Raw genomic sequence first — 15,515 nt, forward strand, 5'->3', positions numbered from 1 at the left:
AAAATAAGGTCTAATCACTTATTATCATTGTAAATGTTTTCGGAATCTTAAATTATTGATTTATTACATCCTAAACAACTACTTTGGAAAAATGATAAAAAATTTCTATTAATTTCTTTTCAAGAAATCGATTAAAAAATAATAACCATTATCCTTATCATTTATTTATATATGGTACAGTATATGTTTTAAAAATATCTGATCTATAAGTATCAATAGTTAAAAGATTATTCATTACTAATAAAAAAAGGTAACATGAAAACAAAATGGTTAACTGATCCCGCTCACTCCGAGATCTTCTTTAAAGTAAAGCACATGGTAATATCAACCGTAACCGGAGAATTTACCAAATTTCAAGGTTCCATAGAATCTGAAAGTGATGATTTCTCAAATGCAAAATTTGATTTTTCCATCGATGTTGATTCTATCAATACAAAAATTGCTGATCGAGATACACATTTAAAATCAGAAGATTTCTTTGACGTTTCTCACTATCCTAAACTGACTTTTACCAGCGATTCCGGTATTAAAGACAATAAAATCACGGGCATCCTTACTATCAGAGATGTAAGTAAAGAAATTACTTTAGATGCAGATTTTGGAGGAATCATCAAAGATCCATGGAATAATCAACGAGCCGGATTTGAATTTACCGGAAAATTAAATCGTAAAGATTTCGGTTTAAACTGGAGTCAAATGACTGAAGCCGGAGGTTTGGTAGTTAGCAATGAAGTTAAATTGCAAATAAATTTAGAGTTTATCGCTCAATAAATAATATAATAGTAAAAAACAGACTGAATTTAAATTCAGTCTGTTTTTTTGCTCGTAAACTACTCTCGATTTTCTCATTTCGATCCTTTTTATTTATTCAATTGTATTTATCTGTTTTAATTGCAAGTGTATACACAAATAGTTTATAAGAATTCTAATTTTAAGAAACTTATAATGTTTTATGTACTTTTGTACGCAGGTAACTTGTAACATGAAAATAGAAGAACTCATTAAACATAAGATTCTGATCTTGGACGGAGCCATGGGAACCATGATTCAACGTTTTAAATTAAATGAAGAAGATTATAGAGGCACTAGATTTAGGGATTGGAACACAGATTTAAAGGGAAATAATGATTTGTTGTCCATTACACAACCGGATATTATTAAAAATATTCATTTAGAATATTTTGAGGCGGGAGCTGATATTATCGAAACGAATACATTTAATTCGAACCGAATTTCCATGACTGACTATAATATGCAGGATTGGGTACATGAGCTTAATTTTGCTTCTGTTCAAGTAGCTAAACAGGCCCGAGAGGAATATTGGAACAAAAATGGCACAAAACCTCTTTTTATTGCCGGTTCCATGGGCCCGACCTCAAAAACCGCTTCTATTTCTCCTGATGTTAATGACCCTGCTTACCGTGAGGTAGATTTTGATTATTTAGCGGAAATTTATAAAGAACAAGCAGTATCTCTTATTCAAGCCGGAGCAGATATTCTTTTAGTGGAAACTATCTTTGATACTTTAAATGCTAAGGCTGCATTTTATGGTATTGAAGAAGCTTTCGATAAAATCGGCAAAAAACTTCCCCTAATGGCTTCAGGAACAATTACTGATGCGGCGGGAAGGACATTATCCGGACAAACGACGGAAGCCTTTTTAGTTTCTTTATCACATTTACCTTTATTGTCCATTGGATTAAACTGTGCTTTGGGTGCTGAACAACTTTTTCAATACTTGGAAATATTGGCTAATAAAGCACCTTTTTACCTTAGCGCCTATCCTAATGCCGGATTACCCAATCCTTTAGGCGGATATGATGAAACGCCGGAAATGATGGCTGAAAAAGTTCAATTATATTTGGAAAATCAACTGGTGAATATTTTGGGTGGATGTTGTGGAACGACTCCTGAACATATTAAGCTTTTTAGTGAATTGGCTTCAAACTATACTCCTCGAACAATATCTTTTACCAAATAATGGGTTTTTATGAGTGTTATTTATATAGATTTATTTCCGCGCTATAACCCATAAAAAAGGAGCTAAAGCATAAAACTTTAACCCCTTTAACTAACTATAAATATTGATAGGTAAATATATAAGTAAAATTTTATTTTACTTCAATTTGTTTCGGTGCAATTTCTGTTTGTTCTTTCTTAGGTAAAACTAATTTTAAAACTCCATCATGATAGGTAGCATGTATTTTGGCTGCATCTATATTACTGTCATCTAATGTAAAACTACGTTTAAAGCTGGACTGGTAATATTCAGTTCTGTGAGATTTTTTATTATGCGTTTCAGCTTTTTTATCATAACTAATCGTTAGTAATCCTTTTTCTAAATTAACTTTAAAATCTTCTTTTTTCAATCCCGGAGCGTATAAATCCACTTCAAAATTGGCTTTATCTTCAGAAATATTTACAGGTGGAAATTTTACTTCTGCTCTATTCCATGCAGGAGCATTTGTGAAAAATTCATCTAATAAATTTCCAAAACTTTTGTTGTTGCTTTTAATTAAATCTGCCATAACTTTTATTTATTTTTTTAAGATTTTTATGTTTTATGATTTTCAAATTACAGACCAAATACTTAAAAAGAATTGTAATTTATTAAAACAAAACCTTTTAGATAAAAAGCAAATTTTTAAATAATGTCATTTTGTCTTATTTTTGAATTAAATAATATTTTTTAACGACATTTTGTCATAATACAAAAAGAATTATGGTAGAGTGTTTTATTTTTTATTTCATTTAACATACCTGATCGTTTTTACTATATTTGCAATCTTAATTTAAAAATTTTACTATTTTTTATTAGTTTTTATTAAAATAAACAGTATCAATATTATTCATGGAAACTTTACACTATTTAGTTGATTTTATTCTTCATATAAATGTTCATTTAGATGAATTAATGCGCAACTACGGAAATTGGGTTTATGCCATTCTTTTTTTAATAATTTTTTGTGAAACCGGACTAGTAATTACCCCTTTCTTACCCGGTGATTCTTTATTATTTTCCGCTGGAGCTCTTGCTGCTTCCAGTGATGAATTTAGCATCTATTTATTAGCCCTATTATTTGTGGTTGGAGCTATTATTGGAGATACGGTCAATTTTGAGATAGGAAAATATTTTGGACATAAACTATTCAGTAATCCCAATTCTAAAATATTTAAGCAAAGCTATCTTCAAAAGACTCATGAATTTTATGAAAAACACGGAGGCAAAACCATTATATTAGCTCGTTTTGTTCCTATTGTTAGAACCTTTGCTCCTTTTGTTGCCGGAATGGGACGTATGAGTTATAAATACTTTATTTCCTATAATATTATAGGAGGCGTTGTATGGGTGTTTATTTTCTTATTCTTGGGATATTTTGTAGGCAACATTGGATGGGTTAAAAATAATTTACCTCTATTAATGATTTTAATTATTGTAGTATCTATTTTGCCTGCCATTTTAGAAATTTTACGTAATAAATTTATTGTTAAAAAGGATAAATAAAATGCTAATATTCATGTAAGAGTTTTTATAAAAAATTTTATTTTAATATATTTGTTAAATTATTATCTATAAATGGGTAATAATTTCGTAAAATTTTATAAAAAATCATAAACTTACATGAATATATCTCGTTTTTTTAATATACTCCCTTTTATTTTTATTACTATTACAGGCGCACTGTATCTGGTTAACTTCTTTTTTGGAGTTATTCCGGAAAATCTTTTTTTCGCTTGTCGTTGGTTATTTATTATTTCTATTATCATCTTTGCATTTAAAAAGAAAAATTTAACCATATGGATTTTTGTAGCGTTACTAGTTGGTGCTTGTTTAGGGTATGATTTTCCGGGGGTTAGCGGAAAACTCGATATATTAAGTAAAGTATTTCTTAAACTGATAAAAACGATTATTGCTCCTTTGATTTTTGCAACCCTAGTTCATGGTATAGCCAGTCATTCAGATATTAAACAAGTAGGTAGAATGGGTTGGAAATCTCTGGTTTATTTTGAGATCGTTACTACCTTTGCGCTTTTTATCGGATTAGCAGCCATCAACCTCACTCAAGCAGGAGTAGGAACGAAAAAAATAAATATAGCCCATGAACAATTACCACAAGTAGCATCCCAATCTTGGGAGGATATTGTGCTGCATATTTTTCCTGAAAATATAGCAAAGTCTGTCGCAGAAGGGCAAGTATTACAAATCGTTATATTTAGTATCTTATTTGGAGTAGCCCTTATAATGGTAACCAAAGAAAAGCGAATGTATTTAGTAAATTTTACAGACAGTCTTGCCGATACGATGTTTAAATTTACTAATATCATCATGTATTTTGCTCCTTTCGGTGTCTTGGGCGCTATGGCTTATACTATCGCACATATGGGACTGGATGCCTTAATTCCTCTTATTAAGCTGTTATTAACTCTATACGGTGCTCTCATCGTATTTGTTCTCATCGTATTCCTTCCGATAGCTTTACTTATAAAAATGCCTATAAAACGATTCATTAAAGAAATCAAAGATGTGGCATTTTTAGCTTTTTCAACGGCTAGTTCAGAAGCTGCTCTACCCAAAGCCATGATTGCGATGGAAAGACTCGGCGTTCCTCGAAAAGTGATTGCTTTTGTAATGCCGACCGGATATAGCTTTAATTTAGATGGAACTACTTTATATTTATCTTTAGCTATTATATTTGTAGCACAAGCAACCGGGGTTCATGTATCCTTTACTACCCAATTAATTATGATACTTACCTTAATCGTAACCAGCAAAGGTGTAGCCGGAGTGCCTCGTGCTTCTTTAGTTATCTTAATGGGTACGGCAAGTACTTTTAATCTTCAAGAATGGCCCATTTTAATGATATTAGGAATTGATACGTTAATGGATATGGCTCGTGCTACGGTAAATGTTATTGGAAATTGTTTAGCTACTGCTGTAATTGCCCGATGGGAAGGAGAGTTTGATCCTGAAGGAGCAGAAAAAAAGTTGTTGGAAGAAGAAAATGTTCAGAAAGCCTAAGTTATAAGTAAGCTATAACCTATTATTTTTTATTTAAATTTATCAAAAACGTTAAATATATAAATTTAGTTTTTGACAATTAGCCGATTAATGTCTCATTACTCGTAATATATTAAATATTATTATCCATTTACAATGAATGTAGGATAAATTTTGTAAATACTGAAAAAGACATTTTCGGCATAAGGATGAGTAAATTTTTTTGAATATTAACTTATCATTTTTTGTTACAGCTTTTTTTAGGTCTTACTGATTTAAGTAATTAATTTATATTCTTTTAAATATCGAACTAAAATAAGTTACAACCTTATAATAGTTAAGAAATTCTTTGATGTATTAAATTACATATAAGGCATAAAAGCTTTTATGACTTCGGGAGGAATATCCAATAATCGGTAATCTTTAGGAGAAACAAATATCAATTGTTGTTTTCCTTTTCCCAATAAATTTCCGGCGGAATCGAAAACTTGATGTTCCAAAGTGGCAATCTTTCGATTATATTCCGAGGCTCGTATTTTTACGCTTATCCGTTCGAATTCTCGAGTTTCAGTAATGTATTTGTGTTCAAAAGATCGTGTTAATATTAAATAGGTAGTATCTTTTAAATTAAAATCGGGTAATACATAATTAAAAAATAATTCGCGCGTCTTTCCAACCCAAAGAGCATAAACTCCAAAATAAACATTTCCAACTGAGTTGGTATCTGCATAGGTTGCCATAAAGGAATGCACAAACCATTTACCTTCAAAATGACTTCCCGTGCTAACTTCCAAGGTTTTCCCGTTAATAGCTGTATGAGTTGCTTTAGATAAATTTTTTAATACAGGAATTTCGGACGCAGCATCTATCACTTCTTCAACTTTCTCTTTCACGACTCGTAGTAAATCAGTATTTAAAACCAACCAAAACACATAGAGTATTGGAAGTATTGAGCCTATGATCATCAATACGGCCATTTGCATAAAATAACCTCCTGCAAATACCACTAATGAAAGTGCTCCAATCGAAAAAAGTTTCACTTGAGGTAAAGAATGCTGTGAATTGGGTACAAAACAACGCGCTATACCTAATGAGGCATAAGCCACAAAAAAAGTGGCATAAAATACCATAAAATATTCCAATTCAAAATTTGCCAATACAGAGAATATCGTAATTAAACCCGCCAAAATATAGGTAGGGATGGGAGAATCTGCAATTCCTTTAGGTATTATGGATAAAACAGGACTATTACTGGATTTGGAAACTTCTTTCACAAACCACCGAGTTGAAACATATCCGCTATCTAAAGTTGTTAATACTGCGAATACTATAAATAAATAATAGGAAAGCGGAACCCATTCGGGAAGTGTATATCGAAAGTGGATCATATAATTTACAATTTGCTCATGACCGTATTTTATACCTCCCAATCCAATCGATGCCATATTCGGATTAAACCAATTACTGTTAAAAACAAAACTTGCCATTAATCCATGAAAAATAAGCAGGAAAAAAAAAATAACGGATCCGAAAAAATATCCGGTACATATATTGGTTTCTTCTTTTCTCATTTGTATAGCTCGCTGCCATTGTTGTAAATCCAGCCAAGGCCCTACAAAAAAACCAACAAAAATGGCTACCATATAGCCTATGAAAATAGGTTTTTGAGTTTCACTTTTTACCCATGCTTGATAATTGTATATTTCTTTAGGTTGTAAATAAGATAATAAGGAAACAATTATGACTAATAAAACTGCTCCAATTAATAGATGCCAGTATTTAATAGATTTAATCGAAAATTCTTCACCCAGTAAACAGGAAGCAGAAATAACCAATGAAACCACAAGTAATAAAGAAAAAATTTGTAATAAACTTCCCCCATCATCCCAGCCCGGCCAATAAGAAGTAAGCAAAGGAATAAACAAATATTTTACAGTAGCAAAAACGGTTAAAGTAATTGCCAATAACTGATATAAATATAAACTGAGGCGAAACGGCTTATACCATTTTTTATAAAAACGTTCTAATGATTCTTGTCCTTTATCCCGATTGGCAATCTTTTGAGTACCATAACCAAATAAAAATAATCCGATTGAGTTTAACAAAGCAAAACCCAATAGACCTGTTAAACCGAATAAATAAGTTATTTGCACGGAAAAAAACAGTCCTAATCCCCACAACCAGGAAAGAGCAACCGAATTTCCCCAAAAAAAAGAATTTATGATTTTAGATTTCATTACTTTTAATTTAAAGTATATGTTGTTTCATTAATTTATTAATGTCAAAAATAATGCTTAAGAAACTTATAAAGAACATGTTCTATGCCTTTAAATAACTCTTTCAGACTCTCAATTTGTTTTTTTGTAGCTTACAATTGCACCTACATTCAACACTACAGCAAAGATAATAATTATATATAATTGATGAGAGATATCAGCCAAGGTACTTCCTTTCATATAAACCAGCCTCATCACTTCAATAAAATAACGTACCGGATTAAACATGGTAACGATTTGCGCCCATCTGGGCATACTGCTTATCGGAGTATAAAGTCCGCCCAATAAGAAAAATATAATTATAATAAAAAACAACACAAACATGGCCTGTTGTTGCGTAGATGAAAAATTTGAAATTATTAACCCAAATCCGGTAAATGCAATAAGGTAGAAAAAACAAAATATATAAATTATTAGGGCATGACCGGCCGGAACTAACCCGTATACCAACCAGGCTATTAGCATACCAACAGTTAGTATAAACATTCCCATAACCCAGAAAGGAATCAATTTTCCTATAATAAAAATATATTTTGGAATAGGTGTAACATTGATTTGCTCAATGGTTCCTGCTTCTTTTTCTTTAACAATATTCAAGGAAGAAAGCGCCCCGCCTATAATACTGAGTAGCATAACCAAAATACCGGGCACCATAAAATTTCGATAATTCATTTCTGTATTATACATATAATAGGGCTTAACAATAATTTGTCCCGAACTTTGAGACTGACTAACCAGTTCCCGATTGTAAGCTGCTAAGATTTGTCCTAAATACGAAGACCCTAAACCTGCTTTTTGTCCGTTTATGGCATTTACCGATAGCATAACATCGGTAGATTTTTCTCTTATAAAGGTATTTTCAAAATTATGGGGAATTTCTAAAATCAAGTCTGCTTCATTTTTTTCGACGACCTTTAATGCGTCTGAATAAGACGTTGAATAATTGGCCAATTTAAAATATCCGGATGAAATTACCTTTTGTATCAATTCTCTGGAAGCCGAACTGTGATCGTTATCTATTATGCTTAATAAGATATTTTTCTGTTCAAAAGTGGCTGCCCATGGCAATACTAATAATTGAAAAACAGGCATAAAAAATACCAATCTCAAAATAGTTTTATTCCTGAATATCTGAAGAAATTCTTTTTCTAATAAAAATTTTAATGTTCTCATAACCTGTTTTTAAACATTTTGATACTTACCACTAATAAGAAAAGAGTCATACCAATAAGTATCAAACATTCTTGCCAGATAGCAAAAAAACCAAGCCCTTTAATCATTACATCTTTAACGGCAGTAATAAACCAGGTAGCGGGTAAAATGGTTGATATTATTCTTAGCGGCAAGGGCATATTTTCTACGGGAAATATTAACCCTGAAAGCAACAATGTGGGAAGCAATAATCCCATACCCGAAATTAACATGGCAGCTTGTTGGGTTTCCGTTATGGATGAAATTAAAATCCCTAACGATAAGGTTGATAGAATGAAAATTGTACATAGAAAAAGAAGTAAAAGTAAATTTCCTTCAATTGGCACTTCCAAGATGGTAACAGATATAATTAATATAGAAAAAACGTCAATAATGGAGATCAGGAAATATGGAACCACTTTCGCTAATACAATGCTTATGGGTTTTAGTGGAGAAACTAATAATATCTCCATAGTTCCTTGTTCTTTTTCTTTTACAATGGAAATAGATGTCATCATTGAACAAATTAACATAAGAACCAATCCCATAATTCCCGGCACAAAATTATACGCACTTTTTAATTGTGGATTATAAAGCATTTTAACCTGACTTTTAATTACATAAGATCCTGAACTCGCTTTATTCATTTGTTGTTTTTGATATTCCGATATAATTTGTTGCAAGTAGCTAACTATAGTTGATGCTTCATTAGGATCTGATGCATCTACAATAAGTTGAACTTCACTAGTTCCTTGATGATACAAGTCTTTATCAAATCCTTGAGGAATAACCACCGCCAATTTAGCTTTTCCTAAGCGAAAACGTTGTTCAACCTGTTCTAATTTATCCAGGTAGCCTGTAAGGTCAAAATATTTACTGGCATTTATTTGTTCTATAAGTTGTATGGATTGGATGGTTTTAGAATTATCTAATACAATGAAAGAGGTATTTTTAATTTCTGTCGTAATAGCAAACCCAAATATCATAAGAAGAGCTATAGGCATAATTAAAAGCATAAGCATAGTTCTAAAATCACGGGTGATGTGAAAGATTTCTTTCTTTATAAAACTAAAAAATTGATTCATGCCCTATTCTTATTTTTTCCTTTATTTAGTTAAAATCTATTCTCTTTTTGCTCCTCTTGCCAATATTTGAAAAACTTCATCCATTGTTTCCGCATGATATTTATGACGAAGTCCCGCAGGCGTATCCAATGCTTCAATTTTACCATCGACCATAATTGAAACCCGATTACAATATTCTGCTTCATCCATATAGTGAGTTGTAACAAAAATGGTTATTCCGTTAATGGAAGCCTGATAAATCATTTCCCAAAAAGTACGTCTCGCTATGGGGTCTACTCCTCCGGTGGGTTCATCTAAAAAAACAATTTCAGGAGAATGAAAGGTCGACACTGCAAAAGAAACTTTTTGCTTAATTCCCAAGGGTAAGGATTTAACCAAAACATCCCTTTCTGTTTCTAAGGAAAGTTCCTCTAAACATTGTTCCGTTTTTACTTTAATATCCTTAGTGCTCATTCCATAAATACCACCAAATAATCGCATATTTTCTTTAATGGTTAAATCTTCATATAACGAAAATTTTTGGCTCATATATCCGATATTTTTTTTAATCTTATCCGACTCTTTATAAATATCGTATCCTGCAACAGTTCCTTCCCCTGAGGTAGGAGATAACAATCCACAAAGCATTCGTATCGCTGTAGTTTTTCCTGCACCGTTTGCCCCCAAAAAACCAAAAATTTCACCTTTGGATACTTCAAAGCTTATATGATTGACTGCTATAAAATCGCCAAATTTTTTAGTTAACTCTTTCGTTACTATGGTTTTCATTTTTATTCATTAAATAAATAAAACAATCTTCGATTCCCGGTTCAATTTCTTTTACTTCAGCTCCCTCTATCGTAACCTTTTCATTTTTAAATGTCACGTGTAAATATTCTCCGAATATATAACTACTGTTTATTTCTTTTTGTTTGCGTAATTGCTGAAGAAGTTTATAATTATTATCAGATCGCACCGAATATAATTTATACGGATATTCTTGCGTAATCTGCTTAGGAGTATTTACTGAAAGTATTTTTCCTTCTTGAATTAGCGCGATCTTATCACATAAACTTGCTTCATCCATATAAGGCGTAGAAACCATTATAGTAATTCCCTGTTGTTTAAGTCGGGTTAACATATCCCAAAATTCTTTTCTTGATACGGGATCCACTCCAGTGGTCGGCTCATCTAAAAATAAAACCGAAGGCTTATGTATTAAGGCACAACATAGGGCTAGTTTTTGTTTCATTCCTCCCGAAAGTTTACCTGCTCTTCTTTTTTTGAAGGGTTCGATTTGAACGTATATATCTTTAATTAAATCATAATTTTTTTCTACCGTTGTATTGAATACCCGAGCAAAAAAATTAAGATTTTCTTCAATACTTAAATCTTGATATAGCGAAAATTTACCGGGCATATACCCGACTCTTTCCCGTATTTGTAAAAAGTTTTTCTTTACATCAAACCCATCTACAAATGCCTTTCCTTTATCCGCCACCAACAAAGTGGTTAATATTCTAAATAGAGTGGTCTTTCCTGCTCCATCGGGACCTATTAATCCAAATAATTCTCCTTTATTAATTTCAATAGATATATCTTGTAAAGCTTCAACCGGAACTTTACCCGTATAGGTTTTTGAAATGTTTTGTATGGAAATAACACTCATTATCTTTATTATATCTTCACTAGAATTTATTCTTGTTTCCTTTTAGAAAATGAATCTAGAACTTATCAGAAATCTACATCACCATACATACCTATTTTAATAAGCCCGTCAGTATTTGTTACTGCGATTTTTACCGCATACACTAAATTTTGACGCTCATCTTGGGTCTGAATAGTTTTTGGAGTGAACTCGGCTTTATCGGATATCCATGTAATAGTGCCCGGATAGGATTTTTGTTTATCTTCAGAAATATTTATAAATACTTTTACTTTCTGTCCTATTTTAATTTTTTCTAATTGTTCAGAAACTATATATGCTCGTAAAAATAAATTTTTAGTATCTGCAATTTTATAGAGTGCTTTACCTTGAGTAACTACTTCTTTTTCTTCAACAAATTTGTTTAAAACAGTACCCTGAATTGGATTAATAATTTTACATTTTTTTAATTGATCTTCTATTTGGGATACTTGAACTGTATTGGTGTTACTTTCTTCATTGAGACTGTTAACCGATGTTGAAAGTGAATTTTCTTGCGCATTTAAAGATTTTTTAAGAACTTCAATTTGTGAATTCGCATCATCCAGTTGTTTTTGAGTAGCTGCATTATCTGCCAATAATCTTTGAATTCTTCTTTTTTCAAATTCAGCTTTTGCAATCTGTTCTTTTATGGTAGAAACTTGGACGGATATGTCCGGTCTTTTTACCTGTATGGCTTTATTGGTTGCTATTAATTGTCTTTTCTTTAAATACAGCTGAATGCTGTCAACATATCCAACGTATTGTCCTTTGGACAATTGATCTCCTTCCGTTAATTGAAAAGATTCCAATTTACCGTTAGCTTCCGATGAAACAATTACTTCAGTTGCTTCAAACGTTCCCGACGCATCATGCTCAAACTTATTTCGATTACAAGATAACAGGAACATAAACGTTCCCAGGGTAAATATTATTAACTGTCTCATAGTTCTAATTTCCTTGTGTATATTTATAATTATAGATACTTTGTAAATATTGCATTTCATGTATAGACTGCGTTACTCGTGCCTGATTTTCTGCATTAATATCTCCGATTAAATCATTCATATTGTAAATTCCATTTTTATACTTACTCTCTCCGGCCTTTTTAACACTATTCCTTAACCGAATAATTTCATCATCTTTTACCATCAATTGTTCATATTTATTTATTTCATTCTGAATTTGGGTAAGCTGAACATGGGTGTTAAATAAAAAGGTTTCTTTTTGAGATTGAAGTGAATTCCTATCATTTTTTAGTAATCGATATTCGTTTTTCTTTGTGTATAAGTTTCCAAAATTCCAACTCAAACGAACCCCGCCAATAGCATATGTTTTAAAATCTGAGTTCAACATATTTAAACCGGGTTTTCCATATCCTCCTTGAGCAAAAAGTGAAAATTTAGGCATATTTTTAGCTTTTATTGTACTTTCTTTAGCTTCATATACTAAATTTTGCTTATCATACATCCTTAATTCGGGACGAGAAATCTCTTGATCAAAATTGATACTATTGTCCGGAAGTTTCAGTTCAACTCCTTGACTTATTTCTTCATGTATAAATAAAGAAAGCATTTTTATATAAGCCATTCGTAAAGTGGTAAGTTCAATTTTTTTTTGATCGGTGTTTAATAATTCCACTTTAACCAAATCTAAATCAGATACCATGGCAACGCCATTTTTTAGCATGGCACTAACCAGGTTATAATTGGTTTGTAAATCGGAGTTTAAAACATCCAATTGATTCAATTGCTTGTCTATCGTTAGAATTCCAAAATACAATTGATTAATTTTTTCCCTTACAGTATATAAGTTTACTTCAAGCTTTTGCTTTTCAAAATCTGAATTCGCTTGGGTAATTTTTTTTTGAGATCGTGTTGCTCCTCCATCCCATACCAATTGTGTAACATCTAAAGTTATTTTGTATTGATCTTTGTCCATTTCGGGAATATCGTAACCCGGAATCTTTATGGGTATTTTAGTTACTTGAGTTTGATAAGAAGCCTGTCCACCGAGAGAAATTTGCGGTAAGTAATTTTTTGCCAAATTATCCAAAGTATAGTCTTCGGCTAGAGAAATTAAATCGTACTGTTTAATTAACGGATAATTTTCTCTTGCTTTTTCCTGACATTCTTCCAGGCTTATTACCGATAACTGTGAAAACAATAGACAAGGAAGTAAACATACTTGTAAAAAAATATACGTTTTAGTTTTCATAATCTCATTATTATACTAGCTTTAACATTGACTTTAACCAGATTGGAACTAAAGTTTTTCGTTGTTCGATGAAATCTGCAAAACTTTTTTCATCCATTTTAGTTACATATTTTATAAAGGGTTGCCCTATTATCGGAAAAATAGACATGGAAACTAGATTTATAAAAAAATGTATAGCTGTAAAATTCAACTTTTCTTTATTTATTTGCTCATTGATCTGTTTGAACATATAAGTCTCTTGGATAAAACCTTCAGGAATTTTAACCCTATCAAAAAGATGTTGTGGATTAGCCTGTAATTCACTGAATAAAAAAAGAGGCAAATTTGAATTTTTGGACATTCCTTCTATATATCTTAAGACTCCTGCATCTATTTTCTCAGTCAAGGTTGTTTGTTTATTATTCATTATATATTCCAGATAAGAAAACATTTCTTCTATGCTCTCCTGCATCACTATTTCAAATAAATTTTCTTTACTTCTGTAATAATAATTTAGCAGAGCCAAATTGATACCCGCCTCTTTTGCTATATCTCGGGTACGAGTTAAACCAAAACCTTTTTTTTGAAAAACGCGCTTTGCAGCTTCTTTAATTTTTTGCTCTGTTGAAACATCTCTGACCATATCCTGATTTTCATTTCCAATTTTATAACTTATTCATTGCAATCGTATTGCATTTTTTATACCACTAAATATATTTTAATGCAAATATATTTAAATTTTTGATTTAATCAAATGATTAAATTTTATTTAATGAATAGTTTTTTCATAACTATAACTTCTATAATAATTCTTTTAAATGATCAGATATATATCGAAATGAAATTTAATGAATTGAAAAATTAGACAAATAATATTTCTACCAAATAAAAATAAAACAAACAATAATATGAGTAAATTATTATACTCGATTATTAAATCAGCATTAAATAAAAATAAATAATTACTTATATAAATAATTTAATATAAATAATCATGATATAAGTATTTAAACTTATAAAATCTAAATTTTGTTAGTTCATAGTATTTGATGTAAATTTGCGTGTCAAATTGTACAAGGATGAAAGAATTTAGTAAAGAAGTATACCTCAAGTGGTTTGAGGATATGACTATGTGGAGAAGATTTGAGGACAAAGCTCGTTCTCTATATTTAAAAGATAAAATCAGAGGTTTTTTGCATTTATATAATGGCCAAGAGGCAATTGCAGCAGGTTTTACTCATGCAATGGATATAACCAAAGACAAGATTATAACCTCTTATCGTTGTCATGCTCATGCATTAGCCATGGGGCTGGATCCTAAAGTAGCCATGTCTGAATTATGCGGTAAAGCCACCGGTTCATCTCAAGGATTGGGTGGATCTATGCACCTTTTCAGCCGTGAACACAATGTTTACGGTGGACATGGTATTGTAGGTGGTCATATCCCGTTAGGTGCCGGTATAGCCTTCGCAGATAAATATTTTGAACGCGACGCGGTTACTATTTGCTACATGGGTGACGGTGCAGTAAGACAAGGTACTCTACATGAAACTTTCAATATGGCTATGAACTGGAAATTACCGGTAGTATTTGTTTGTGAAAACAATCAATATGCTATGGGTACATCAGTTGAAAGAACTACTAATAATTTGGATATTTACCAATTAGGACTAGGGTATGAAATGCCATGCGCTCCAGTGGATGCAATGAATCCTGAGACAGTTGCAGAAGCAGCTTACGAAGCTATTGAAAGAGCAAGAAGAGGTGATGGCCCTACATTCCTTGAGGCTAGAACGTATCGTTTCCGAGGACATTCCATGTCTGATGCTGAGCCTTACAGAACGAAAGAAGAAGTGGAAGAGCATAAAAAAGAAGACCCGATTCTATTCGTAAAACATAAAATTTTGTCTAATAATTGGGCAAGCATCGAAGAATTAGATGAAATAGATAAAAGATTAAAGGATGAAATGAATGAAGTTGGTAAGTTTGCAGAAGATGCTCCTTACGCTGATGATGACGTATTATATAAATATATATACTCTGAGCCGAATTATCCTTTTTTAGATAAATTAGAAAACCAATAAAAACACGAATCAAAACCAAAT

14 protein-coding genes are annotated in these 15,515 nt (G+C 31.5%); 5 read left to right on the forward strand and 9 right to left on the reverse strand.

Features of this window, described 5'->3' with window-relative positions; genetic code table 11:
* Positions 1–255: 255 nt before the first annotated feature.
* Together GFV01_RS02110 and GFV01_RS02115 are read left to right on the forward strand one after the other, a co-directional pair.
* Entirely contained in the window at positions 256–771 is a 516-nt protein-coding gene (locus GFV01_RS02110; RefSeq protein ID WP_160564473.1) for a YceI family protein, read from the forward strand.
* Positions 772–982: 211 nt separating this feature from the next.
* Entirely contained in the window at positions 983–1,981 is a 999-nt protein-coding gene (locus GFV01_RS02115) for a homocysteine S-methyltransferase family protein (RefSeq protein ID WP_160564475.1), read from the forward strand.
* 130 nt (positions 1,982–2,111) lie between these two features.
* On the opposite strand, the gene GFV01_RS02120 is transcribed toward GFV01_RS02115, so the two are convergent.
* A complete protein-coding gene (locus GFV01_RS02120) occupies positions 2,112–2,528 on the reverse strand; it encodes an Hsp20/alpha crystallin family protein (protein WP_160564476.1) in 417 nt (138 codons plus the stop codon).
* 323 nt (positions 2,529–2,851) lie between these two features.
* Between GFV01_RS02120 and GFV01_RS02125 the strand changes: the two genes are divergently transcribed.
* Entirely contained in the window at positions 2,852–3,505 is a 654-nt protein-coding gene (locus GFV01_RS02125) for a DedA family protein (RefSeq protein WP_105296649.1), read from the forward strand.
* 117 nt (positions 3,506–3,622) lie between these two features.
* Complete coding sequence (locus tag GFV01_RS02130) at positions 3,623–5,020, forward strand: dicarboxylate/amino acid:cation symporter (protein WP_160541820.1); 1,398 nt, start codon at positions 3,623–3,625, stop codon at positions 5,018–5,020.
* A 341-nt stretch (positions 5,021–5,361) separates the two neighbouring features.
* Here the strand turns inward: GFV01_RS02130 and GFV01_RS02135 are convergent, their stop codons facing one another.
* From GFV01_RS02135 to GFV01_RS02170, 8 genes are all read right to left on the reverse strand, one after another.
* Entirely contained in the window at positions 5,362–7,236 is a 1,875-nt protein-coding gene (locus GFV01_RS02135) for a thioesterase family protein (protein WP_160564478.1), read from the reverse strand.
* A gap of 111 nt (positions 7,237–7,347) precedes the next feature.
* The gene (locus tag GFV01_RS02140) at positions 7,348–8,448 is read right to left on the reverse strand and encodes an ABC transporter permease (RefSeq protein ID WP_160564480.1); all 1,101 of its coding nucleotides are present in this window, start codon (positions 8,446–8,448) and stop codon (positions 7,348–7,350) included.
* On the reverse strand, positions 8,445–9,551 hold the full coding sequence (locus GFV01_RS02145) for an ABC transporter permease (protein WP_160564482.1): 1,107 nt from the start codon (positions 9,549–9,551) through the stop codon (positions 8,445–8,447). Before GFV01_RS02145 ends, GFV01_RS02140 begins: the two co-directional genes overlap by 4 nt.
* 36 nt (positions 9,552–9,587) lie before the next feature.
* Complete coding sequence (locus tag GFV01_RS02150) at positions 9,588–10,319, reverse strand: ABC transporter ATP-binding protein (RefSeq protein WP_160564484.1); 732 nt, start codon at positions 10,317–10,319, stop codon at positions 9,588–9,590.
* Positions 10,288–11,199: an ABC transporter ATP-binding protein gene (locus tag GFV01_RS02155; protein ID WP_160564486.1), complete on the reverse strand. Its 912-nt coding sequence runs from the start codon at positions 11,197–11,199 to the stop codon at positions 10,288–10,290. Before GFV01_RS02155 ends, GFV01_RS02150 begins: the two co-directional genes overlap by 32 nt.
* A gap of 65 nt (positions 11,200–11,264) precedes the next feature.
* The gene (locus GFV01_RS02160; protein ID WP_185150310.1) at positions 11,265–12,161 is read right to left on the reverse strand and encodes an HlyD family secretion protein; all 897 of its coding nucleotides are present in this window, start codon (positions 12,159–12,161) and stop codon (positions 11,265–11,267) included.
* Positions 12,162–12,165: 4 nt separating this feature from the next.
* Positions 12,166–13,431, reverse strand: coding sequence for a TolC family protein (locus tag GFV01_RS02165; protein ID WP_160564488.1), 1,266 nt, complete (start codon positions 13,429–13,431; stop codon positions 12,166–12,168).
* A gap of 10 nt (positions 13,432–13,441) precedes the next feature.
* Positions 13,442–14,053 carry a TetR/AcrR family transcriptional regulator gene (locus GFV01_RS02170; RefSeq protein ID WP_160564490.1) on the reverse strand — a complete coding sequence of 204 codons (612 nt, stop codon included), beginning with the start codon at positions 14,051–14,053 and terminating at the stop codon, positions 13,442–13,444.
* Between the two features lie 436 nt (positions 14,054–14,489).
* On the opposite strand from GFV01_RS02170, the gene pdhA reads away from it, so the two are divergent.
* Positions 14,490–15,494: a pyruvate dehydrogenase (acetyl-transferring) E1 component subunit alpha gene (gene pdhA, locus GFV01_RS02175; RefSeq protein ID WP_105296659.1), complete on the forward strand. Its 1,005-nt coding sequence runs from the start codon at positions 14,490–14,492 to the stop codon at positions 15,492–15,494.
* Positions 15,495–15,515: the final 21 nt, after the last annotated feature.

Source organism: Apibacter sp. B2912, from assembly GCF_009827835.1.
In the GTDB taxonomy this organism is placed as follows: Bacteria; Bacteroidota; Bacteroidia; order Flavobacteriales; family Weeksellaceae; genus Apibacter.